At 71.9% G+C, this 22,093-nt stretch carries 20 protein-coding genes and 1 pseudogene; 9 read left to right on the plus strand and 12 right to left on the minus strand.

Annotated elements, in window-relative coordinates; genetic code table 11:
- Positions 1-44: 44 nt before the first annotated feature.
- Positions 45-800 (minus strand): GNAT family N-acetyltransferase, encoded by a 756-nt coding sequence (locus AB0D99_RS26785; RefSeq protein ID WP_362367352.1) that lies wholly within the window; start codon positions 798-800, stop codon positions 45-47.
- A 13-nt stretch (positions 801-813) separates the two neighbouring features.
- The gene (locus AB0D99_RS26790) at positions 814-1,233 is read right to left on the minus strand and encodes a nuclear transport factor 2 family protein (protein ID WP_362367355.1); all 420 of its coding nucleotides are present in this window, start codon (positions 1,231-1,233) and stop codon (positions 814-816) included.
- A gap of 79 nt (positions 1,234-1,312) precedes the next feature.
- Between AB0D99_RS26790 and AB0D99_RS26795 the strand changes: the two genes are divergently transcribed.
- Complete coding sequence (locus tag AB0D99_RS26795) at positions 1,313-1,846, plus strand: GNAT family N-acetyltransferase (protein WP_362367358.1); 534 nt, start codon at positions 1,313-1,315, stop codon at positions 1,844-1,846.
- On the opposite strand, the gene AB0D99_RS26800 is transcribed toward AB0D99_RS26795, so the two are convergent.
- On the minus strand, positions 1,847-3,319 hold the full coding sequence (locus AB0D99_RS26800) for a CehA/McbA family metallohydrolase (RefSeq protein ID WP_362367361.1): 1,473 nt from the start codon (positions 3,317-3,319) through the stop codon (positions 1,847-1,849).
- 101 nt (positions 3,320-3,420) lie between these two features.
- On the opposite strand from AB0D99_RS26800, the gene AB0D99_RS26805 reads away from it, so the two are divergent.
- Positions 3,421-4,254 (plus strand): LLM class F420-dependent oxidoreductase, encoded by an 834-nt coding sequence (locus AB0D99_RS26805; RefSeq protein WP_362367364.1) that lies wholly within the window; start codon positions 3,421-3,423, stop codon positions 4,252-4,254.
- Positions 4,255-4,402: 148 nt separating this feature from the next.
- Here the strand turns inward: AB0D99_RS26805 and AB0D99_RS26810 are convergent, their stop codons facing one another.
- A complete protein-coding gene (locus tag AB0D99_RS26810; protein WP_362367367.1) occupies positions 4,403-5,026 on the minus strand; it encodes a hypothetical protein in 624 nt (207 codons plus the stop codon).
- Positions 5,027-5,108: 82 nt separating this feature from the next.
- The gene (locus AB0D99_RS26815) at positions 5,109-5,612 is read right to left on the minus strand and encodes a hypothetical protein (protein ID WP_362367370.1); all 504 of its coding nucleotides are present in this window, start codon (positions 5,610-5,612) and stop codon (positions 5,109-5,111) included.
- 201 nt (positions 5,613-5,813) lie between these two features.
- On the opposite strand from AB0D99_RS26815, the gene AB0D99_RS26820 reads away from it, so the two are divergent.
- Entirely contained in the window at positions 5,814-8,405 is a 2,592-nt protein-coding gene (locus AB0D99_RS26820) for a bifunctional FO biosynthesis protein CofGH (protein WP_362367373.1), read from the plus strand.
- Positions 8,406-8,414: 9 nt separating this feature from the next.
- Here the strand turns inward: AB0D99_RS26820 and AB0D99_RS26825 are convergent, their stop codons facing one another.
- Positions 8,415-8,660 (minus strand): hypothetical protein, encoded by a 246-nt coding sequence (locus AB0D99_RS26825; protein ID WP_362367376.1) that lies wholly within the window; start codon positions 8,658-8,660, stop codon positions 8,415-8,417.
- A 362-nt stretch (positions 8,661-9,022) separates the two neighbouring features.
- Between AB0D99_RS26825 and AB0D99_RS26830 the strand changes: the two genes are divergently transcribed.
- Positions 9,023-10,141: an ADP-ribosylglycohydrolase family protein gene (locus AB0D99_RS26830; protein ID WP_362367379.1), complete on the plus strand. Its 1,119-nt coding sequence runs from the start codon at positions 9,023-9,025 to the stop codon at positions 10,139-10,141.
- Here AB0D99_RS26830 and AB0D99_RS26835 read toward each other — a convergent pair.
- Together AB0D99_RS26835 and AB0D99_RS26840 are read right to left on the minus strand one after the other, a co-directional pair.
- Positions 10,126-11,673, minus strand: coding sequence for a sodium:solute symporter family protein (locus tag AB0D99_RS26835; RefSeq protein WP_362367382.1), 1,548 nt, complete (start codon positions 11,671-11,673; stop codon positions 10,126-10,128). The genes AB0D99_RS26830 and AB0D99_RS26835 overlap by 16 nt on opposite strands.
- Before the next feature lie 211 nt (positions 11,674-11,884).
- A complete protein-coding gene (locus tag AB0D99_RS26840; RefSeq protein ID WP_362367385.1) occupies positions 11,885-12,667 on the minus strand; it encodes an SDR family oxidoreductase in 783 nt (260 codons plus the stop codon).
- Positions 12,668-12,749: 82 nt separating this feature from the next.
- Here AB0D99_RS26840 and AB0D99_RS26845 point away from each other — a divergent pair, with 82 nt between their 5' ends.
- Complete coding sequence (locus AB0D99_RS26845) at positions 12,750-13,571, plus strand: hypothetical protein (RefSeq protein WP_362367388.1); 822 nt, start codon at positions 12,750-12,752, stop codon at positions 13,569-13,571.
- Between the two features lie 87 nt (positions 13,572-13,658).
- Here the strand turns inward: AB0D99_RS26845 and AB0D99_RS26850 are convergent, their stop codons facing one another.
- The 3 genes from AB0D99_RS26850 to AB0D99_RS26860 all read right to left on the minus strand — a co-directional run bounded on the left by AB0D99_RS26850 (position 13,659) and on the right by AB0D99_RS26860 (position 15,919).
- Entirely contained in the window at positions 13,659-13,859 is a 201-nt protein-coding gene (locus tag AB0D99_RS26850; protein ID WP_362367412.1) for a DUF397 domain-containing protein, read from the minus strand.
- 253 nt (positions 13,860-14,112) lie between these two features.
- Positions 14,113-14,973, minus strand: a complete 861-nt coding sequence (locus AB0D99_RS26855; protein ID WP_362367391.1) for a helix-turn-helix transcriptional regulator — start codon at positions 14,971-14,973, stop codon at positions 14,113-14,115.
- 241 nt (positions 14,974-15,214) lie between these two features.
- The gene (locus AB0D99_RS26860; protein ID WP_362367396.1) at positions 15,215-15,919 is read right to left on the minus strand and encodes a GPP34 family phosphoprotein; all 705 of its coding nucleotides are present in this window, start codon (positions 15,917-15,919) and stop codon (positions 15,215-15,217) included.
- Between the two features lie 162 nt (positions 15,920-16,081).
- On the opposite strand from AB0D99_RS26860, the gene AB0D99_RS26865 reads away from it, so the two are divergent.
- The 3 genes from AB0D99_RS26865 to AB0D99_RS26875 all read left to right on the plus strand — a co-directional run bounded on the left by AB0D99_RS26865 (position 16,082) and on the right by AB0D99_RS26875 (position 21,314).
- Entirely contained in the window at positions 16,082-18,529 is a 2,448-nt protein-coding gene (locus tag AB0D99_RS26865) for a D-alanyl-D-alanine carboxypeptidase (RefSeq protein ID WP_362367400.1), read from the plus strand.
- 240 nt (positions 18,530-18,769) lie between these two features.
- On the plus strand, positions 18,770-20,458 hold the full coding sequence (locus AB0D99_RS26870; RefSeq protein ID WP_362367414.1) for an MFS transporter: 1,689 nt from the start codon (positions 18,770-18,772) through the stop codon (positions 20,456-20,458).
- Positions 20,459-20,696: 238 nt separating this feature from the next.
- Positions 20,697-21,314: an adhesin gene (locus AB0D99_RS26875; RefSeq protein ID WP_362367403.1), complete on the plus strand. Its 618-nt coding sequence runs from the start codon at positions 20,697-20,699 to the stop codon at positions 21,312-21,314.
- Positions 21,315-21,326: 12 nt separating this feature from the next.
- Here AB0D99_RS26875 and AB0D99_RS26880 read toward each other — a convergent pair whose 3' ends face one another.
- Entirely contained in the window at positions 21,327-21,806 is a 480-nt protein-coding gene (locus AB0D99_RS26880; RefSeq protein ID WP_362367417.1) for a diadenosine tetraphosphate hydrolase, read from the minus strand.
- A gap of 38 nt (positions 21,807-21,844) precedes the next feature.
- Here AB0D99_RS26880 and AB0D99_RS26885 point away from each other — a divergent pair.
- Positions 21,845-22,093, plus strand: a pseudogene (locus tag AB0D99_RS26885) (hypothetical protein); the annotation flags it as partial.

Consider the following 22,093-nt stretch of genomic DNA (forward strand, 5'->3'; position numbering starts at 1 on the left):
GACGCGGATGTGACACGTCCGCGAGGATTTCTTCCGGGAGACGCTCAGGAGGCCGGTTCCGCGATCAGCGCGGTCGCGATCGTACGGAAGCCGAGCCGGGCGTAGAGACGCGCCACGGTCCCGTCCGTGGCCGTCAGGAAGACCGTCTCCACGCCCTGCGCGCGGGCATCCGCGACCAGGGCCGCGGTGACCGCGAGACCGAGGCCGCGGCGGCGGGCGGCCGGCACGGTACCGACGCCGACGACCTCGGAGACCGGGCCCACGGGCTGGTGCTGGCCGGACGAGAGCGCGGTGCCGTCCTCGTCCAGGGCGGCGGCGAGACGCGTGAGGCCCGCGGCGATCCGGACGCCGAGCTGCGCGGCGGCGTCCGCCGACGGCGGGACGCCGAAGGCCGCGTACGGCACGGCGGCCGCGCCCGGCAGGGCGGCGTCGTCGGCGCCGACCATCCGTACCGTGACGCCCTCGGGCGGCGCGGGGGCCGCGCCACCGCCTTCGAGGACCATCAGCGGATGCTCGTGCACGACGAGCCCGCTGCCCTCGACGGCAGCCCGCAGCCCCGGAGACGTCTCCGCCACCCACTCGAACGCCTCGGGCGCCCCCAGCTCCCGCTGCCGTGCCCGCACGCGCTCCACCTCGGCGACGCTCACCTCCCCGCCGTACCCCAGCGCGGGCCGCGCGTAGAAGGGCCACCCCGCCCCCTCCCGTACGAAGAGGGTGAGCGGCCCGAACTCCTCGGCACGGGCGGCGGATCGGGGGACGGCGTCGTAGTACGCCTCGAGTCGGTTCAGCATGCCGGTCATCCAAGCAGCCGGGCTACGGAAGCACAGGCGGATTTCCCTGCGTCCAGGCGATGCGCAGATCGGACCGGGACAGGCGCCAGCCGTCGGGCGTGCGCACGAGCTCGTTCTCCGTCCGCCCGCCGGACAGGAACAACCCGCTGCCGTCGGCGAGTACGTGGGTGGAGAGCTGGTTCCCGAGAAGGGTGGCGCGGTCGCCGTCCACCTCGACGAGGTAGCCGGAGCCGAAGTGCACGGTCCGGTCGAAGAGCCCCATGGCCATGCGCACGTTGGCGGCGACCGCCGCGCGCCCCCGCACGTCCCCGGCGGGCGTCGAGGTGGTCGCGTCCTCGGTGAAGAAGGCGGCGGCCCAGGCGTCGTCGAAGGCGCCCCGGTCGTCGAGGGAGCGGAGGTAGCGGTCGAAGAGACGGGTGATGTCAGCGGTGTCCGTGTCCATGCGACGAGACTCGTATATCAAGCAAGGTTGAGGTCAAGGGGCTCGCACGGCCTCGGGCGGGGTGCGAGACGATGAGGGCATGACCGAGATCCGTACCCCCCGCCTCCTCCTGCGCCGCTGGACCGACGACGACCTCGTCCCCATGGCCGAGATCAACGCCGACCCCGAGGTGATGCGCTGGATCGGCGACGGATCGGTCCGCGATCTGGAGCAGACCGCCGAGGACATCGAGCGCTGGGAGGAGGAGTGGGACGAGGAGGGCTTCGGGCTCTTCGCCGTCGAGCTCCTGGGCTCCGGTGAGCTGATCGGTTTCGCCGGACTCTCCGTGCCCGGCTTCCTGCCCGACCTGCGGCACGAGGTGGAGGTCGGCTGGCGCCTCGGGCGGCCCTTCTGGGGGCAGGGGTACGCCTCCGAGGCCGCCCACGCGGCCCTGGAGTTCGCGCTCCAGGACCGCGGTCTCGACCGCGTCGTCAGCATCACCCACATCTCCAACCGGGCCTCCGAGAACGTCATGCGCAAGCTCGGGATGACCCCGGAGCGCGAGACCGAGCACCCCGACTTCGGTGTCCCGCTGCGGGTGTACGCGATCGACCTCAGCGAGTATCAGGGCTGATCAGCGGAGCTCCAGGAACACCGGGTTGGTGAACGCCACGAGCGCGCCCGGCAGCGGCGGCAGCGTCGCCGGGTGACGGACCTCGGCCCGTACGTACGAGGCGTACGCGGCCGTCGTCACCCACTCCACCGGACCCGTGGCCCCCGCCGTGTGCAGCACGCCCTGGTCCGTGACGAAGCGGACCGTGCCGCCCTCCGGGGCACCGGCCACCGTCGCCCGCACCGTCACCGGCTCCTCCGCCGGCACCCGCAGCCGCTCGCCGATCCCCGCCGACCGGCCCCGCCCGTCCGTCACCGTGAAGTCCACCGAGACGGAGGAGGACTCCGCCACGTACGAGCGGCCGGCGCGCAGGCCCGCCAGGATCGCCTCCCGGCTCAGGCCGTCGGCGAGGACCACGGTCTGCGGGGTGCCGACGCGGTCCGGGTCGCGGTGGGCGTCGCTGTTGCCCATGGCGGGGGTCCAGCGGCCCTTGGCGAGCGCCGCGTCCCAGCCCGCGAGCGACACCTCGTCGTCGGGGGTGTAGGGGCCGTTCCACACCTCGACCGCGTCCGCCTCCCCGAAGCCGAACTTCCAGTTGCAGCCGATGCAGGTGGCATGCGGATGCGCCGGGACGACGAGCCCGCCCGCCCGGCGGATCTCCCGCGCGAAGTGCCCGAAGCGGTTCTCCCGCGCCCGGTAGCGCCAGTCCACGAACGTGCCCGGGTCCGTGCCCAGCGCCAGCACATGGCCGTTGCGCGTCGTGACCTCCTCGCCGAGCAGGATCAGCAGGTCGTCCCCGGCGCACTCGGCCCACGCCCCGTGCCCCGCATGGGTGTTGTGCTCGGTGGTGGCCAGGAAGTCGAGCCCGGCGGCCCGTGCGAGCGCGGCGACCTCCGCGGGCGTGCGCCGCCCGTCCGAGTACACGGTGTGCAGATGGCTGTCGCCGCGGTACCAGGCCCTGCCCCGGCCCTCCACCCGCTCCGGCGGGTACACGGGCCTGGGGGTCGGCAACGAGGCGCCGAAGCGCAGCGTGATCGTCACCGAGTACGTCAGCCCCCGCGGCGCGACGGTGTAGGGGGCGAGCACCACGAACCACGTGCCCGCGCGTACCGGCCCCGCGACGTACCCCGGGGTCGCCGCGTCCGACCGGACGAAGAACTCCTGGCGCGCCCCGCCCGACCAGCCCCGGAAGCCCTCGCCCCCGAGCTCGGTGCCGCGCTGGTCGAAGAGGCCGATGTCCAGGGCGTTGCCCTGCGTCCCCGCGGGGACGGACGGCCGCTCGTACGCGTACGAGACATGGATCTCGCGCACCCCGCGCGGGACCTCGACCGGGAGGTACACGAAGTCCGGGGAGCCGGGCGGCAGCGTGCCGCCGACCGTCTGCGTACGGTCGCCGCCCGGTGTGCCGGCGGCTTGCGCGAAGCTCACGGTTCCCAAGGTAAGGGCGGAGGCGACGCTCGTCGTCAGGAGCGTTCGTCGGGTCGGTTCGCTCATGTCCGGCACCCTGGTAGTAGGCCGTGAACTCCCGGACAACGCAAGAGGCCCGTAGCGCCGCAGCTCTCGGAAATCGCGGCCGCAGCCCCTACCGTGCCGCTATGCGGATCTCGACCACGATCTTCCTGACCGACGAGACCATCGCCCCCGTCCGCCTCGCGCGCGAGCTGGAGCAGCGGGGCTTCGCCGGGCTCTATCTGCCCGAACACACCCACATCCCGATCGAGCGGACCACCCCCTACCCCGCGGCGGGCACCGAACTGCCCCGGGAGTACGGCCGCACCCTCGACCCCTTCGTCGCCCTCGGCCAGGCGTCCGCCGTCACCGAACGACTCGAACTCGGCACCGGGGTCACCCTCATCACCGAGCACGACCCGATCGGTCTGGCCAAGCAGATCGCCACCCTGGACCACCTCTCCGGGGGCCGCTTCACCCTCGGCATCGGCTTCGGCTGGAACAAGGAGGAGGCCGCCGACCACGGTGTGGAATGGGCGACGCGACGTGAGCTCGGCCGGGAGCGGATGGCGCTGATGCGGGCGCTCTGGGCGGACGAACCGACGGCGTACGAGGGTGAGTTCGGGGTCTCGGTACGCGCGTCCTTCGCCCACCCCAAGCCGGCGGGCGGCGCCCCGCGCACCCTCCTCGGCGGCGCGGCCGGCCCCAAGCTCTTCGCGCAGATCGCCGAGTACGCGGACGGCTGGATGCCGATCGGCGGCCGCGGTCTGACGCAGTCGATGCCGGTGCTGCGCGAGGCGTGGGAGAAGGCCGGCCGCGACCCGAAGACCCTCCAGGTCGTCCCCTACGCGGTCCTGCCGAACCCGGGAAAGCTGGCGCACTACGCGGAGCTGGGCTGCGAGGAGGTGGTGCTCCAGCTTCCGCCGGGGGACGAGACGGAGGTGCTGGGGGTGCTGGACGAGTACGCGCGGTACCTGTGAGCACGTGCCAGTGAAGGTCCACGGGCTCCGGGCCCGCCGCGGGCTGGCGGGGCGGTCGGCTCCGGGTCCTCGACGGGCTGGCGGAGGGCGGTCGGCTTCGGGTCCGCCGGGGGCTGGCGGGGGCGGTGGGCGCTGGGTCCTCGACGGGCTAGCGGAGGGTCGGGGGCGTCAGTTCCTCGACGGCGGTCTCGGCCTCCGCGCCCGCGGGGTCGTAGGCGCACGGCATTCCGACGAACGCGTCCAGCGTCCGCCGGTTCGACCACCAGGTGAGGACCACCCGCTCCTCGTCGCCCTTGCGCGCCCGCAGCTCCCGGATGTGGTCCAGGGGGCCGTAGGAGGTGACCGTCCACCCGGTCGCCTTCAGGTGGGCGTGCATCCCGCTCAGCGCGGCGGTGGCGTCCTTCTCGTCGACGCCGTCGAGCCGCCACTTGTGAGAGAGCCGGTAGGAGCCCGGCTCGGGTGTGTCGCTGATGCTCTCGATGCCCTGTGGGTAACAGCTCTCCGCCCCGAAACGGTTGCCGGCCTCGGCGAGGTCGTCGCTGTGCGCGGCGGGCAGACGGCGGTCGATGCCCGCCGCGTCGTACAGCTCCTGCGACCGGTCCGACGCCCGCCGTGCCATGTCGGCCGGACGCACCGTCGGCCAGTCCTCCCCGGTGGCGGCGTCGACGGCGTACCACAGCACCAGCCCGAGGATCAGCAGCACGGGCAGGGCGACGCAGCCGAGGACGACGTACAGACCGACGCGCAGGGGCTTTCGCAGGTGATCGTTCACCCCACGGACGCTACGGCCGGGCCGTGCGGCCCGGATCCGTACGGGGGCTCAGAGGGCCGGGTTCGGGTACTCAGCCCGGGCGTCAGGAGGGCCGGAAGCAGCGGGAGACGACGGTGAGGGAGATCAACGCCTCCGTCTTGGCCGTCGGGTGCTTGCGGTTGTCCATGAGCCGGAGCTCCACCGCGTAGTCGCCGTCGGGCGCGTCGGCCCGCAGGGTGGGCGTCTTCGCCGCGCTCTCGTCCGGTCCGTCCTGCGTGATCTTCCAGCCCTTGGCGGGCAGGGTGGTGCGCATCCGGGCGTAGGCCCGCTCCAGCTCCTCGTACGGAAGGTCGTAGATGCTCCACGGGTGGTCCACCCGCTCCACCTCGGCCTCGTAGCCCTCGCACGGCAGCGGCAGGGGCGGCCCGTCGGTCACCTTCCCCTTCAGGCCGATCATGTCCAGGACCTGACTGGACGTACGCTGCGCCCCCGCCAGCATCTGCGCGCCGTCGCGAACGTCGGCGGTCTTGCCCTCCACGGTCGAGCATCCCGCCAGAAGCGCGCATGCGAGCAGGGCGGACACGGTCCATGTGAGTCGACTGGTCACGGGTCACCTCGTCGTGCGTGCCGGCGGGAACCCGGCAGTGGAATCGGCCGACCCGAACAGTTCGTCCCATGGGGCATTCCATGCCACCAGCGGTCCCCCGAAGATCCCGAACGGAAGGAAGAGGGCTCATCGTAGGGCCCTCGGATGAGCCGTGGTTGAGTACGCGTACTCAACCGCGGGGGCCGCTCGTATGCTCGTTCCATGACGGATCAGCAGCCCGGGCAGGCGGAACGGCCCACCGAGAACGCCATGCGCCGTGCCCTCCGCAGGGCCAGGGACGGAGTGGCGCTCGACGTGTCCGAGGCCGCCGTGCTGCTGCAGGCCCGGGGCGCCGATCTCGAGGATCTCGCCGCGTCCGCCGGGCGGGTGCGGGACGCGGGCCTGGAGGCCGCCGGGCGGGCCGGCGTCATCACGTACTCGAAGAGCGTGTTCATTCCGCTCACCCGGCTGTGCCGGGACAAGTGCCACTACTGCACCTTCGTCACCGTGCCCGGCAAGCTGCGCCGGGCCGGGCACGGGATGTTCATGTCACCCGACGAGGTCCTCGACATCGCGCGCCGCGGCGCCGAGCTGGGGTGCAAGGAAGCCCTGATCACGCTCGGCGACAAGCCCGAGGACCGCTGGCCGGAGGCGCGCGAGTGGCTCGACGCGCACGGCTACGACGACACCCTCGCCTACGTACGGGCCATGGCCATCCGCATCCTGGAGGAGACCGGCCTCCTGCCGCACCTCAACCCCGGCGTGATGTCCTGGACGGACTTCCAGCGCCTCAAGCCCGTCGCCCCGTCCATGGGGATGATGCTGGAGACGACCGCGACCCGCCTGTGGTCCGAGCCCGGCGGCCCGCACCACGGATCGCCCGACAAGGAGCCGGCCGTCCGGCTGCGGGTCCTGGAGGACGCGGGCCGGTCCTCGGTGCCGTTCACCAGCGGACTGCTCATCGGGATCGGCGAGACGTACGAGGAGCGGGCCGAGTCCCTCTTCGCGCTCCGCCGCGTCTCCCGCGCGTACCACTCCATCCAGGAGCTGATCATCCAGAACTTCCGCGCCAAGCCGGACACGGCGATGCGCGGGATGCCGGACGCCGAACTCGACGACCTCGTCGCCACGATCGCCGTGGCCCGGCACATCATGGGCCCCTCCGCCTGCCTCCAGGCACCGCCGAACCTCGTCGACGAGGAGTACGGGCGGCTGATCGGCGCCGGGATCGACGACTGGGGCGGGGTCTCCCCGCTCACCATCGACCACGTGAACCCCGAGCGCCCCTGGCCGCAGATCGACACCCTCGCCGAGAAGTCCCGTGCCGCCGGCTTCGAGCTGCGCGAACGGCTCTGCGTCTACCCGGAGTTCGTGGGGCGCGGCGAGCCCTGGCTCGACCCGCGGCTGCTGCCGCACGTCCGTGCGCTCGCCGATCCGGAGACCGGTCTCGCCGACCCGGACGCGGAGGTGCGCGGACTGCCGTGGCAGGAGCCGGACGAGGCGTTCACGGCCGCCGGGCGCACCGACCTGCACCGCACCATCGACACCACCGGCCGCACCCACGACCGCCGCGACGACTTCGACGAGGTGTACGGGGACTGGGAGGCGCTACGCGAGGCCGCCGTCCCCGGCATGGTCCCGCAGCGCATCGACACGGACGTCCGGGCCGCCCTCGCGGTCGCCGCGGACGACCCGACGCGGCTCACCGACGACCAGGCCCTCGCGCTGCTGCACGCGGACGGTCCGGCGCTGGACGCCCTCACCCGGATCGCCGACGACGTGCGGACGTCGGTGGTCGGCGACGAGGTCACCTACATCGTCACGCGGAACATCAACTTCACCAACGTCTGTTACACCGGCTGCCGGTTCTGCGCCTTCGCCCAGCGCCGCACGGACGCCGACGCGTACACCCTCTCGCTGGACCAGGTCGCCGACCGCGCCCAGCAGGCGTGGGACGTCGGCGCGGTCGAGGTGTGCATGCAGGGCGGCATCCACCCGGACCTGCCCGGCACGGCCTACTTCGACATCGCGCGGGCGGTGAAGGAACGGGTACCCGGCATGCACGTCCACGCCTTCTCGCCGATGGAGGTCGTCAACGGGGCGACCCGTACCGGGCTCTCGATCCGCGAATGGCTGACGGCCGCGAAGGAGGCCGGCCTCGACTCGATCCCCGGCACGGCCGCCGAGATCCTCGACGACGAGGTCCGCTGGGTCCTCACCAAGGGCAAGCTGCCGGCGGCCACCTGGATCGAGGTGGTGAAGACCGCCCACGAGCTGGGGATCCGCTCCTCGTCCACGATGATGTACGGACATGTGGACCAGCCCCGGCACTGGCTCGGCCACTTCCGCACGCTGGCCCGGATCCAGCAGGAGACCGGCGGCTTCACGGAGTTCGTGACGCTGCCCTTCATCCACACCAACGCCCCGGTCTACCTCGCGGGCATCGCCCGCCCCGGCCCGACCGTCCGCGACAACCGCGCGGTCACGGCCATGGCCCGGCTGCTTCTGCACCCGCACATCCCGAACATCCAGACCAGCTGGGTGAAGCTGGGCGCGGACGGCGCCGCCGAGATGCTCCGCTCCGGCGCCAACGACCTGGGCGGCACGCTGATGGAGGAGACCATCTCCCGTATGGCGGGCTCCAGTTACGGCTCGTACCGCTCGATCCGCGACCTCGTCGCGATCGCGGAGGCGGCGGGCAGGCCGTCCCGGCCGCGCACGACGCTGTACGGCGAGGTCCCGGAGGAGCGGCAGCGCGCGGCGACGGCCTCGGACGGCCACCTGCCGGAGCTGCTGCCGGTGCTGGGCGACTAGAGCGGTCCCTCAGAATCTCGCCGCGTCGCCCTGGCGTCGGTCCTTCAGGGCGTAGCCGCCCTCGACGCTGAACCGGACCTCCTCCTCGGCCACGGGGTACTCCCTGCGCGCCTCGCCCTTGAGCGAGGAGCGCAGGGTCTCGGTGGCCACGCGGAGGGGCGGGGGCTCCGGTGCGGGTGCCGCGACGGCCACGGGCGCGGCGACGGCGGCGATCAGCGCGAGTACGGCGGCGGCGCGCAGCGAGTTCTTCAGCACGGTGATGCTCCGTTCGAGGGGGCGGTACGTCCCCCCGAGCCTCGCCGGTTCCCCTTCCGCGGACGTCCGCCGCGGGGACGGTCCGCCTCCGCCGCGCGGGGGAGAGCGCTCCCCGCGGAACGGTCCGCGGCGGCCGGGCGGTGGCGCACAGCACGAGGGCGGCGACGGCGGCGGTGGCGGAGGTCGTGAATCGTGTCACGCGGCGGATCGTTCAAGCCGTGCGGGAACGACCGGTGAACGGCGGCCGACGATGGACGGAGAGGCGTCCGATCGCAAATGGTTCCGCCCCGCGAACGCGTGAACGCGGTCGATTACAGTGCTGCGAGATCTGTGCGCCGAGGGTTTCCGGGGGAGGGTACGTCGTGACCACGAGCGCTGCGGCCGTGTGGGGCCGCGCCGAACAGCAGGACTTCCGGGCCCGGGTCCGCGGCTGTCTCCTCGGCGGGGCCGTGGGCGACGCCTTCGGCGCGGGTGTCGCGGCGCTCCCCCTGGAGGCGATCAGGGCCGCTCACGGGGCCGAGGGGCTCACCGAGCCGGTCCCCGCGTACGGCAGACGGGGCGCGGTCACCGCCGCCAGCCAGATGACCCTCTTCACCGTCGACGGACTGATACGCGCCCAGGTCCGCCGCGACACCGGCGCCTGGCACCCGCCCACCGACGTCCACCGCGCCCATCTGCGCTGGGCGGCCACCCAGCGCGACTGGGGTCCCGACGAGCGGCGGACGGACCTGGGCTGGCTGGCCCGGGAGGAGTGGCTCTACGCCCGCCGCGACCCCGCGCGTGCCTGCCTGGCGGGTCTGGGCGACGAGCTCCTCGGCACCCTCGACAAGCCCAAGAACCCGGACGCGGCCGATTCCGGTGCCCTGGTCCGCTCGGCGCCCTTCGGTCTCCTCGTCGGCTGGGAGCCGCAGCTGGTGTGCCAGCTGGCCGTGGAGTGCGCGGCGCAGACGCACGGCGACCCCGCCGCGTACCTGTCGGCCGGCGCGCTCGCCGTCGTGGTGCACGGGCTCGCACGCGGTGAGAGCGTGGACGGCTCGGTGCAGCGGGCGCTGGCCCAGCTCACCCCGCGACCCGGCCACGAACCCGTCACCGCCGCGCTGCAGCAGGCCCTGGGGTCCGTACGTCAGGGGATGCCGAACGCGGGCCGGGTCACCGATCTCGGCGCGGACGAGGACCGGGCGGAGTGCCAGCTCGCGGCCGCCGTCTACTGCGCCCTGGTCGGCGAGGACATCCGCCACGGGCTGCGGCTCGCGGTCAACCACGACGGCCCGTCCGCCGTGACGGGGGCCGTCACGGGCGCGCTGCTCGGCGCCCTGCACGGCGAGACGGCCCTCCCGCCGGCCTGGCTGGCCGAGCTGGAGGGCCGTTCCACGATCCTGGAGCTCGCGGACGACTTCGCGATGGAGATGACGCAGGGCGCCGCCCTGCACAGCCCCTCGGAGTCGCACCCCGGGTGGCTGGCCCGCTATCCGAGGGGCTGACCGGCGGGCGTGCCCGAGCTCTGCGGCGGGACGGCGGCGTCGCCGTCCTCGTCGGGGTCCTGGTTGATCCTCGCCAGGATCTCGTCGCGCTCGGGGGTGTCCTCGGGCTTGATGAGGCCGATGAGGACGTACAGGATCAGCGAGGTCGCGAGCGGCGAGACGATCTGGATCTGGAGCTCGATGCCGTCCAGGCCGTAGTTGGTCAGCCAGAAGGCGAACAGGCCCGCCGCCCAGGAGACGAGGGCGGCCGTCGGGCCGGACTTCCGGAACGTCTTCAGCAGACCCAGCATGAACGGGATCGCGATCGGCCCCATCAGCCCGGCCACCCACTTGATGACGACCGTGATGATGTCCTTGAAGGTGGGGGAGTTGACCTGGGTGGCGACCGCCATCGACAGGGCGAGGAACGCGATCGTCGACCAGCGCGCCGCGATCAGCCCGGCCTGCTGGGTCCACCTGCGGGCCGCCTTGCTCATGACGGGGGCGATGTCGCGGGTGAAGACGGCCGCGATGGCGTTGGCGTCGGAGGAGCACATGGCCATGGTGTGCGAGAAGAAGCCGACGATGACCAGACCGAGCAGTCCGTGCGGCAGCAGCTGTTCGGTCATCAGGGCGTAGCTGTCGGAGGCGTCGGGCTTCTTCGGGTCGACGAGCAGCGGCGCGACCCACATGGGGAAGAAGAGGACCAGCGGCCAGACGAACCAGAGCACCGCCGAGAGCCGGCCGGAGCGGGTGGCCTCGCGGGCGTTGGGGGTGGCCATGTAGCGCTGCGCCTGGTTCCACATCCCGCCGCTGTACTCGAAGGTCTTGATGAAGAGGTACGCGAGCAGGAAGGTCAGCGTGTACGGGCCGGCGGTCGGCGCGGTGTGGCCCTGGAGCTCGGGCCGGTCCCACACGTCCCACAGCGCGCTGATCCCGCCGAGCTCGGCGAGGACGGCGACGAGCATCGCGATGCCGGCGAAGAACTGGATGACGAACTGGCCCAGTTCGGTGAGCGCGTCGGCCCACAGGCCGCCGACGGTGCAGTAGATGCCGGTGATGACACCGGTGATGAGGATGCCCTGGTTGAGGGAGATCCCGGTGAAGACGGAGAGCAGCGTGGCGATCGCCGCCCACTTCGCACCCACGTCGACGATCTTCAGGAGAACTCCGGACCAGGCGAGGGCCTGCTGGGTGGGCAGGTTGTAGCGGTTCTTCAGGTACTCCAGGGGTGAGGCGACGTGGAGCCGTGAGCGCAGCCGGTTGAGGCGGGGCGCGAAGAGATGGGCGCCGATGGCGATGCCGATCGCGATCGGGAAGGACCACGTGACATAGGACGTGACGCCGTACGTGTAGGCGATGCCGGCGTACCCGGTGAACATCACCGCGCTGTAGCCGGACATGTGGTGGGAGATGCCGGAGAGCCACCAGGGCATCTTCCCGCCGGCGGTGAAGAAGTCGGAGACGTTGTCCACGCGCTTGTGGGACCAGACGCCGATCGCGACCATCACGCCGAAGTAGCCGATGAGCACGGCCCAGTCGAGACTGTTCATTGAGCCCCCTCCAGGGGTCCGGTCCGCCTTGTGAACGCCGTTCATGGTGTGGCGAGTTGACGGGCCAGGACAACGCGATGGATGGTCAAGAGCACGTAAAATCGTTCTCCTTGTTGACCTGCGTTCACATCTCTGAATCCAGATGGGGTCAAAAAGGGCCGCACGGCACGCCGTCGCGTACCGTGCGGCCCGGTCTCCGCCCGCGGGGGCGCTACCGCATCAGCTCGCCCGCGTTGACGAGCAGGGACTGTCCGGTGATGGCCCGCGCCCGGTCCGAGGCCAGGAAGGCGGCCGCCTCCGCCACGTCCCCGTCCGTCGCCAGCTCGGGCAGCGCCATCCGCTCCGCGAGTCGCGCCAGCACCTCGTCCTCCGCCACCCCCTCGGTGTGCGCGGTGAACTGGACGTACGCCTGGACGGGCGGGCCCCACATCCAGCCCGGCAGCACGGTGTTGACCCGGATCCGGTGCGGCCCCAGCTCCCGGGCCATCGAGTACATCGCCGAGGTCAGCGCCCCCTTCGAGGCCGCGTACGCCGCCTGCCGCACCTGCGAGGGCGCGGCGACGGCCGACTGCGTCCCGATCAGGACCACCGAGCCGCCCCGCTCCTTCAGGGCCGGCAGGCAAGCCCGGGTCATGCGCAGCGTGCCGAGCAGATTGACGTCGAGGACCCCCTGCCAGGTGTCGAAGTCCGCGTCCTCGATCCCGCCGAAGTAGCTGTCCCAGGCGGCGACATGGACCACCGCGTCGATCGCGCCGAACCGTTCGAGCGCCAGCGCGGCGAGCGCCTCGCACTGCCCCTCGTCGGTGATGTCGGTGGCCCGGTGGGCCGTCCTCCGCCCGCCCGGGTCGATCTCGGCCGCCGACTTGGCGAGGTTGGCCTCGGTGCGCGCGCCGAGGACCGCGTTGCCCCCGTCCCGTACGACCGTCTCGGCGATCCGGTGCCCGAGTCCGGCGCCGACGCCCGACACGACCACGGTCTTTCCCTGGAGCAGCATCCGGGTGCCTCCCGACTCTGGCGATCGATCTGACGACCCGTCAGAGTAGGAGCCTCCGGAGGACAAGGGAAGGGGTACGGGCATGAGTGACGAGACGTACGCGGAGCTGGCGGCCGTCGGGCCGTACGGCGTCCACCCCGGCCACGCGCTGATCACGATGGTCGAGCCGCACCCGGGCCACGAGTACGCCTACAACCGCTGGTACGAGGACGACCACTACTACGCGGGCGCCATGGCGATGCCCTGGATGTTCGCGGGCCGCCGCTGGGTCGCCACCCGCGACCTGCAGGAACTGCGCACCCCGGAGAAGTCCGCCGTCGCCCAGCCCGTCACCGCCGGCTGCTACCTCTCCACCTACTGGGTCACCGAGGGCCGCTACGACGCGCACATGAAGTGGACCGTCGCCATCAACAAGCGGCTCAACCGCGACGCCCGCGTCTACCGCGACCGCACGCACGTCTTCACGGCCTTCCAGGACCACGAGGCCACCGTGTACCGCGACGGGGCGGCCGGGCCGCGGGACTTCCACGCCCTGGACCACCCCTACCAGGGGCTCGTCCTCCAGGTCGTCGACGCCGAGGGCCCGGACCGGCGCGCCGAGCTGCTCGAACGGCTGCGGTCGAGCGAACTGCCCAGGCGCCTCGCCGGCTCACCGGCCGCGATGGTCACCGTCTTCCGCCCGACACCCCTGCCGGGCGACCGCATGACCTACGTGAAGCAGGTCGAGGGGGTCGACACCCGGCTCACCCTGCTGTGGTTCCTGGAACGCGACCCGCGCGACTGCTGGGCGGAGCACTTCGCGGACCTGGACACCGTCGGGGGCGAGTGGGGGCGGGTCGAACTGGTCGCGCCGTTCATCCCGACGGTGCCGGGCACGGACCAGTACGTCGACCGACTCCGCTGAGGACATGGCCGAGCCCCCTCGGCCAGGACGGCGGACCGGTCGAGAGGGCTCTTTCCGTACGTACCGTGGTGCTCGGAACACGCGGGCTCAGAGCGCCCCGTTGCTCACTTCACCGACGAAGGCGTTCCACGATGCCGAGCCGAAAGCGATGGACGGACCCTCGGGGGCCTTCGAGTCACGGACCGAGATCGCGGCCACGACGGGGGACTTGACTTCGACACAGGCCCCGTTACCGCCGGAATACGAGGACTTGGTCCAGGTGTCCGTAGCGCCCTGAATAATCGCCATGTTCTTCACTCCGGTTCTGCAAGTAGCGTGTCGCGCCAACTCATGCTGGCGTGATCGACGCTACTCGTCGGGTCCGCCGCGTGGGGGCGGCGTTCACCCGACCGGATGGCATATTCCAACTGCGCTTCCGTGGGAGCGAGTACGGGGTGTACCGTGCGTGCCCCTCCGTTCGGGGCCCGGCCGAATGGCTGCTTTCAGGCCCGAATCGGAGAATTCGGAAGGGCCGCCTCTTTCCCCTCCCAATCGGTGCCTCTCAGCCGGCGGCGTACGACTTCGCGATGTCCGAAATGAACTCCCGGGTCTGTTCCACATTCAGGGCCTGCGCCCGCAGGTGTTCGTACATCACGCTGTACTTCGCGACATCCTGCGCCTTCTCCAGATAGAGGTCGCTCGTCACACCCTCGATGTAGACGACGCTGGAGTCGGAAGTGTCCGGGAATTCCAGGATCGCGTAATGCCCGCTGATGCCCGGATGCGCGCCCATGTCGAACGGCAGCACCTGGACGGTCACGTGCGGCAGCTGCGACTGCTCGACGAGATGCTCCAACTGCTGGATCATCAGCTGCTTGTTGCCGACGACCCGGCGCAGCGCGCCCTCGTCGATGACCGCCCACAGCCGCAGCGGCCGCTCCTCGTCCTTGATCCGGTCCTGGCGCCGGGTGCGGACGGTGACCCGCTTGTCGATGTCGGTCGGGTTCGACTCCGGCAGCGCGCCGCTGATCACGGCCTCCGCGTAGCCATGGGTCTGCAGCAGGCCGGGGATGATCTGCGGCTCGTACACCCGCAGGCTCTCGGCGTCCGTCTCCAGGCCGATGTAGACGCTGTACGGGATGTCGCCGAACGCGTGCCACCAGCCCTGCTGGCGGGAGTCCTTGGCCATCTGCATCAGCGACTCGACGACCCGCTCGTCCTCGACCTCGTACACCCCGCAGAGGTCACGGACATCGCGCTGGCTGATGGAGCGACGGCCGTTCTCGAGGCGGCTGATCTTCGACTGGGAGACGAGGAGACGCTCGGCGACCTGCTCGGCCGTCATGTTCTTCGCTTCCCGGAGCCGGCGCAGCTCCTGACCCAATCGGCGTCGCCTGACGGTGGGGTTGACGTTGGACGCCACGGAAACTGCACCTCCGGCTGTCGGCTGCGTAGCTGTGAGTATCTACTGCTTGGCAGACTGCCACCAAAGGTGTGGTGTGCGCTGGGAAATGACGACAACGCAGGCGGAACGCGGAAACGCACGTGTGCGGGGCGGCCGTGACGGCCGCCCCGCACACGTCTGTGCGGCTCCCGGACGGATCCGGTCGATCGGTCGGATCCGGTGGAACTCGCGGATCCGGTCGCGCTCGTGGACGTGGACCTCAGTGCACGGCCGCGCGCGCCATGCTGCCTCGGCGCGGCTGCTGTGGAACGCCGCCCGGGGTACCGCGGCGCGGCTGTGCGGCCACACCGTTCTGGACGTCCATCACGGCATGCGCCACGAGGCCGCCCATGGGGTCGTGCCGGATCAGATCGCGCAGCCGGGACCGCGACGACCGTCCTTCGTTCCCCGGGTACAGGTGCTTGCCGAGACCGACCGCATGGGCCAGCGCGGCGAGCGCCGCGGTCCGCGGGTCCGGCGGTACGCCGGTGCGGATCGCACTGTCCAGCCGGGCTCTGATGTCCCGGCTGATCGCCGTGTCCGTCGCCTGGTAGCGAGTCGTCGGCAACACCCCGCACATCTGGCCCTCCACGGCATGGACCATGCCGCAGCGCTCCAGGTGAGCGAGGTAGATCTGGCGCAGCCCCAGTCGGGGCCCGCCGATCCAGTGGACCGCCCGAACCGGACTGCCGCGCCTGCGCAGCAGTTCCAGTGCGGAGTCCAGAGTCGGATCTCCGGTCGGCCGTGGCATCACCACGGCGATACGATCCCCGTCAGGGGCTATCCGTCCTGCCAGAGCCAGCTCCACTAGCTGTGCTCCGGCGAGGCCGAGGTCGAGCGACTGCGGCTGCGCTGTGGTACCCGTGGCCGGGTCCAGAGCGAGCAGCAGAAGCTCCTCCGGAATTGTTCTGCGGCTCCTGCCCATCCATGCCTCCCCGCGTGGATGAGTCACAGGGTGACCCCTCTCACATTCATCTGTCGAGAGTGCCTGGGTGCTTCGTACGGGAACCAGTAGGTATGTCGTTCTCGTCTAGCACCGGGGCCAACGGGTTCACACAGGACACTGGTACACGGTTCGGACGTACGCATGACGCATGGAGGAGGCACGGTGGCGGGCGAGTCCCCCGACAAGGCGGAGCAGCAGGAGTCTTCGCAGGAGGCTCCTGCGGGTGGCGGCAGGGATCCGCGGCTGTCCGTGCTCCGCGATGCCGCGTCCTCGTCGACGGCGTCCACGGGTTCGACGGGCGCCGCGACCGGGTCGCCGGTCCAGGTCGACCAGCCGACCGCCGTCTTCAAGGCGTTGGTCCCGCGTACCCCCGAGGACGACGCGCCGTCCGAGGATGCCGTGGCCGAGGGCCGCGTGCCCGAGCAGGCCGAGCGTCAGGACCCGCCGTCCGAGGAGCCCGAGGAGGGCGACCGTCTGCGGGCGGCCGTGGCGGCGTGGGTCGCCTCCGGCGACGGGGAGGACCAGGACGGCGCCGAGGCCGCTGACGAGGCCGCTGACGGCGACGCCGATGGCGATGACGACGCCGATGGCGACGACACCGGTGACGAGGCGGGGGGCGACGCGACCGCCGAGGCCGGGACGGCGGACGAGGCGGACGAGGCGGACGAGCCGGCCGCGGAGGCCGCGCGGGACGACGCCGACGCGGACACCACCACCGACGCCGCCGAGAAGGCCCGGGATTCCTGGTTCGCCGCGCGCAAGCCCGCCGAGGCCGTCTCCGAGGCCGTCTCCGAGGCCGCCGATGAGCCCGCCGATCAGCCTGCCGACGAGTCCGTCTCCGATGACGCCTCCGCGTCCGTCGATGAGCCCGGCGCCGAGCGGGGAGCCCCGGCGGACGACGAGCCCGAGTCGACCGACCGGCCCGAGCGGGACGACGAGCCGGAAGGCGTCGCCGAGGCCGCTGACGAGCCCGAGGCCGCGTCCGCGGCCGACAAGCCCACCGATCAGTCCACCATGATGTTCAGGGCCGTACGGCCGCCCGTCGTGGACCAGCCGACGACCGCGCTGAAGCTCCCGCCGCTCCCCAAGCCCGCCGAGGCCGCCCCCAAGCCGGCCGAGGCTCCCAAGCCGGCCGAGGCCCCCAAGCCCGCTGCCGAGCGCCCGAGCACGTTCGTGCCGCTCCGCCCTGACCTCGGCACGCCCAAGGCCCCCGAGCCCAAGGCCCCCGAGGCGAGGACGCCCGCGTCCCCGCCCCCGGCGTCGCTCGCCGAGGCCGAGCGCACCCGGCAGCAGCCGATGCCGCCGCTGCCCCCGCTCGATCTGCTCGCCGAGCTCACGAACACCCCGCCTCCGCCGCCGACCCCCCTGCGCAACACCATGCGGCGCGTGCGGATCTGGACCCCGCTGGTCGTTCTTCTTCTGATCATCTTTGCAGTCGTACAGTTCGTCCGACCGCTCCCCAACCCGACGATGAAGCTCTCCGCCGCGCCCACCTTCACCTTCGAGGGCGGCGAACTGAACATGCCGTGGCCCACCGAGGGACAGGGCGCGGCCGAGGTCGAGGGCGTCGGCTCGCTCGGCACGTACGGGGCCCAGAAGCCCGCCCCGCTCGCGAGCGTGGCGAAGACGATGACGGCGTACGTGATCCTCCGCGACCACCCCATCAAGGGGAACGAGACCGGCCCCGAGATCGAGATCGACAAGCAGGCCGCGGACGAGGCCGGCGCGGAGTTCGAGTCGACGGCGGCGGTCAAGGAGGGGCAGACGTACACGGAGAAGGAGCTGCTCCAGCTCCTCATGATCCCGTCCGCGAACAACGTGGCCCGGCGGCTCGCCCGCTGGGACGCCGGTTCGGAGGCCGCGTTCGTCGAGAAGATGAACGCCGCCGCCAAGGACCTCGGGATGACGCAGTCGACGTACACCGACCCGTCGGGTCTGAAGGCGACCAGCGTCTCCACCCCGCAGGACCAGCTGAAGCTGGCGAAGGCGGTCATGCAGTACGACGTGTTCCGCGAGATCGTGGACATGCCGAACCTGACCGTCGACGGCATCCCCGGCCGGATCGAGAACAACAACAACATCCTGCTGGAGCCCGGTGTCTCCGGGATCAAGACCGGATCGTCCACGCCGGCCGGCGGCAACCTGCTCTGGTCCGCGAAGACGGTCGTCGACGGCAAGGAGCGCCGCATCCTCGGCGTCGTCATGGGCGCGAAGGACGCGGCCGTGCTGCACGAGAAGCTCCAGCTGTCGATCGACTACAGCCTCAAGCTGATCCAGGCCGCGCAGAAGAACGTCACCTCCGCCTCCGTGGTCCGCAAGGGCCAGGTCGTCGGCTACATCGACGACGGCCTCGGGGGCAGCACCCCCGTCGTCGCCGACAAGGAGCTCAAGGCCGTCGGCTGGCCGGGCCTGAAGGTGAACCTGGAGCTCACCGACGGAGGCAAGGCCGTCCCGCACGCCGGCAAGGCGGGCGACGTCGTCGGCCAGGTGTCCATCGGCACCGGCGCCGGCAAGGTCAGCGCTCCCGTCTCCCTCCAGCGGGACCTGGTGGAACCGGGCTTCGACAAGAAGCTGACCCGTCTGGGCTGACTCCGCCGGGCACCCCGGTCCGCCGGGGTGCCCAGCTGTTAGCGTTCCGGATATCGAGACATGCGCGAGAGTCAGCACGGGAGAGGGCCGCGAGTGACCACCGCCGAGCCGACACGCGCGGACGAGGACACGCACCCGCGGGTCACCTCACGTCCCCGAATAGACCTCCCGGCGCCCCGCCCGCCCGTCGAGTCGGCCCCCCGTCCCCGGCCCGCGCGGCGCAAGCGGCGCTACCCCGTCATGATCGCGACGGGCGTGGCCGCGCTCGCCCACGTCCTCTGGTTCTTCCTGTTCGCGAACAGCGGCGGCGACCTCGCGGCCCAGGACGCGTGGGCCGAGTTCGTGGGCCGCCACCCGGACTCCGCGTACAACCTCGCCTGGTACGGCGGGATGCACCCGGTCTCGTACAGCGTGATCTCCCCGTACGTGATGTCCGTGCTCGGCGTCCGTACGACGATGATGATCGCCGGAACGGTCTCGGCCGGCCTGACGGCGCTGATCCTGGTGCGGGTCCGGGCGGTCCGCAATCCGCTGGCGTGCTCGCTGGCCGGGGTCTTCGCCTTCCTGTGCAACGCGCTGTCGGGCCGGGTGACCTTCGGGCTCGGCATGATGTTCGCGCTCGGCGCGGTCGCCGCCGTGTTCTGCTGGCCCCACCGCTGGCGTCACCGGCGCTGGGCGAAGGCGGCGGTCGCCGCCCCGCTCGCCGGACTCGCCACCGCGTGCAGCCCGGTCGCCGGACTCTTCCTCGGAGTCGCGGCGGCGGCGCTCTTCCTGAACAAGCGGCGCCCCGGCGCGTACGCCCTCGGCCTCGCGCCGGTGCTGGTCGTCGCGCTGTCCTCCTGGCTGTTCCCCTTCTCCGGTACGCAGCCGATGTCGCTGGCCTCGACCTCGCTGCCGTTCCTCTTCGGAGTCCTCGTCCTCCTCCTCGTACCGCGCGAGTGGCGCACCGTGCGCACGGGCGCGGCGGTCTACGCGGCGGGCACGCTCCTCACCTGGATGATCGACTCCCAGATCGGATCGAACGTCTCCCGCCTGGTGATGCTCTTCGCCGGCGTGGTCCTCCTCGCGGCCCTGCCGTACACCGTGCCGCGCTCGCGCCGCTGGTACGCCGTCGTCCTGGCCTTCGTCGGCCTGAACGTCTGGATCGGCTTCAAGGGCGTCGACGACGTCATCCGTACCGCCCCTGACGCGTCCTGGGCGCGCGAGGTGGCGCCGCTGATCAACCAGTTGCAGGTGCGCGGGGCGGAGAAGGCGCGGGTGGAGGTCGTACCGGCCTCCAGCCACCGCGAGTCCTCCGCCCTCACCCCGTACATCAACCTCGCGCGGGGCTGGAACCGGCAGGCGGACATGGAGCGCAACCCGCTCTTCTACGACGACACCCTGAACGCCACGAACTACCAGGACTGGCTCGACCGCTGGGCCGTGCACTACGTGGTCCTGCCGACCGGCGCGCCGGACTCGGGCGCGGAGCGGGAGGCGGAGCTGGTCGGCGACGGGCTGCCGTATCTGAAGCAGGTCTGGTCCGACGCGAACTGGCGGCTGTACGAGGTCGACGACCCGACCCCGCTGGCGGAGCCTCCCGCCAAGGTGCGGAAGGCGGGCGCGAACGAGGTCGTCATCGAGGTCGACAGCCCGGGGCGGGTGCTGATCCGCGTGCCGTACTCGCCGTGGCTGGCGCTCCTCGACGAGAACGGCGGCAAGATCGAGCCGCCGGAGGAGACGGAGACGTCGAAGGCGGCGCGCGAGGCGTCGACGACGGAGCTGCCGAAGGTCTTCCTGAACGCATCCGGCTGCCTGCTGAAGACGGAGGCGGACATCGAGGGCGACGAGTGGACGGAGCTGGTGGCGCCGAAGGCGGGCGTGTACCGGCTGGCGGCGCCGTACAAGTTCTTCCCACGGGGCACCGCATGCCCGGAGGAACTCCGCTGAGTCGGCCTTAAGGTGTGCCGCTATGGCATGCGAAAAGTGCGGCGGTGTCGGCAGGGGCCCTTTGCCGGGGATGGGCTGCCGGCAGTGCGTGTCCCCCGGGATCAGGCGGCGCGGGCCCGGCCGCGCGGTGGCGCTCGCGGCCGTCGCGGCGACGGGCTGCCTGGCGGTCGTCGTGTCGCTGGCCGGGGCGGAGGACCCGCCTCCGGCAGCGGCAGAGGGGGACGCTCCGATACGGACGGTGCCCACGAGGAACGGCCCGACCGAGTTCCCCGGCGCACCGGTCCCCGGCACGCAGGCGCCGACGACCTCGGCGCCGCCCCCGTCCTCCACCCCTCCCACGCATCCGGTCCCCCCGCACTACGAGGAGTGGGCGGGCCCGGGATGCGACGGCGGCGGCTACACGGAGTCGGGCCGGTACGCGGACGGCTTCGAGGGCTGGTACACGGTCCTGGCGGGCGGCTTCAAGGGCGGGGGCTGCGACGGCCGCTTCTCGGCGCTCCCGATGTCCGGCAGCGCGACGAAGGACCACGACAACTCGGCGACATGGACGTGGGACGTGGGTCCCGCCTACCGCACGTGCGACCTCGCGGTCCATGTCCCGAGCCCCCCGCGCCCGCAGGACGTGGCCGGGGACCCGTCGGTGTACCAGCTCCTCGCGCACGGCACCCCGTACGCCACCTTCACCGTCGACCAGGTCGACCACCGCGGTGACCTGGTCCCCACGGGCAGCCATCCCCTGCGCACCCCCACGTTCACGGTCCGACTCCTCGACCGGGGCCAGGACTGGGGCGGCTCCGCCCGCGAGGGCGCCCACCACGCGGCGGGCCAGATGCGCCTGACGTGCCGGGAGGCGTAGCGGGAGCGGCGGTCAGCCCGCCGCGCGCAGCAGGTCCAGCTCCGCGCCGATCGCCGCGCGCAGCGCGTCGTGCGCGGGCCCGAGCGCGAACCGCTCGTCGCTCCACCGGTCGCGGGGGTGGAGCCACACCGGCATCCGCACCACGTCGTCCGGCTCCCACGCGTACCGCGGCCAGACGTGCGCGTGCAGAAAGGCGTCGGTGTTCCCCAGGATCTCCAGGTTGACCCGCCGGAAGCCGTCGTCCCTCTTCCGACAGGCCCGCTCGACCGCCTCTCCGAGCAGATCCATGTCCGACAGGAAGTCCAGCCGTTTGCGGCGCGGCAACTCGGACAGCCGCTGCACACCGGGTTCGTCCACCAGCAGCACCGAGTACCCGGGCAGGAACTGCACATCGCCGATCACGGCGAAGCCGGCGTCGAGACGCCGCATGACGGCCGGGTTCTCCCCGCGCACCGCACTGCCGATCCGATCCGCCCGCCAGTCCTCGTTCACCATGAATCCCTCCCGCCACCGAGCCTACGGCCCGCGCGGTGTCGGCGCCGCCGTCCGCCGCCGAGTCGGGGGTGCGTTCCCTGACGAGCACCCCGCCCACGCTGGAGGAGCTCTTCCTGCGGCACTACGCCGACGAGACCGCCGAGGACATCGAGCGCTGGGAGGAGGAGTGGGACGAGGAGGGCTTCGGGCTCTTCGCCGTCGAGCTCCTGGGCTCCGGTGAGCTGATCCTCGCCCATGTCCCGGCGGAGGAGTGGCTCTCGGTCTCGCTCTATCCCGGCCACGAC

It is taken from the genome of Streptomyces sp. NPDC047971 (assembly GCF_040653355.1).
In the GTDB taxonomy this organism is placed as follows: Bacteria; Actinomycetota; Actinomycetes; order Streptomycetales; family Streptomycetaceae; genus Streptomyces.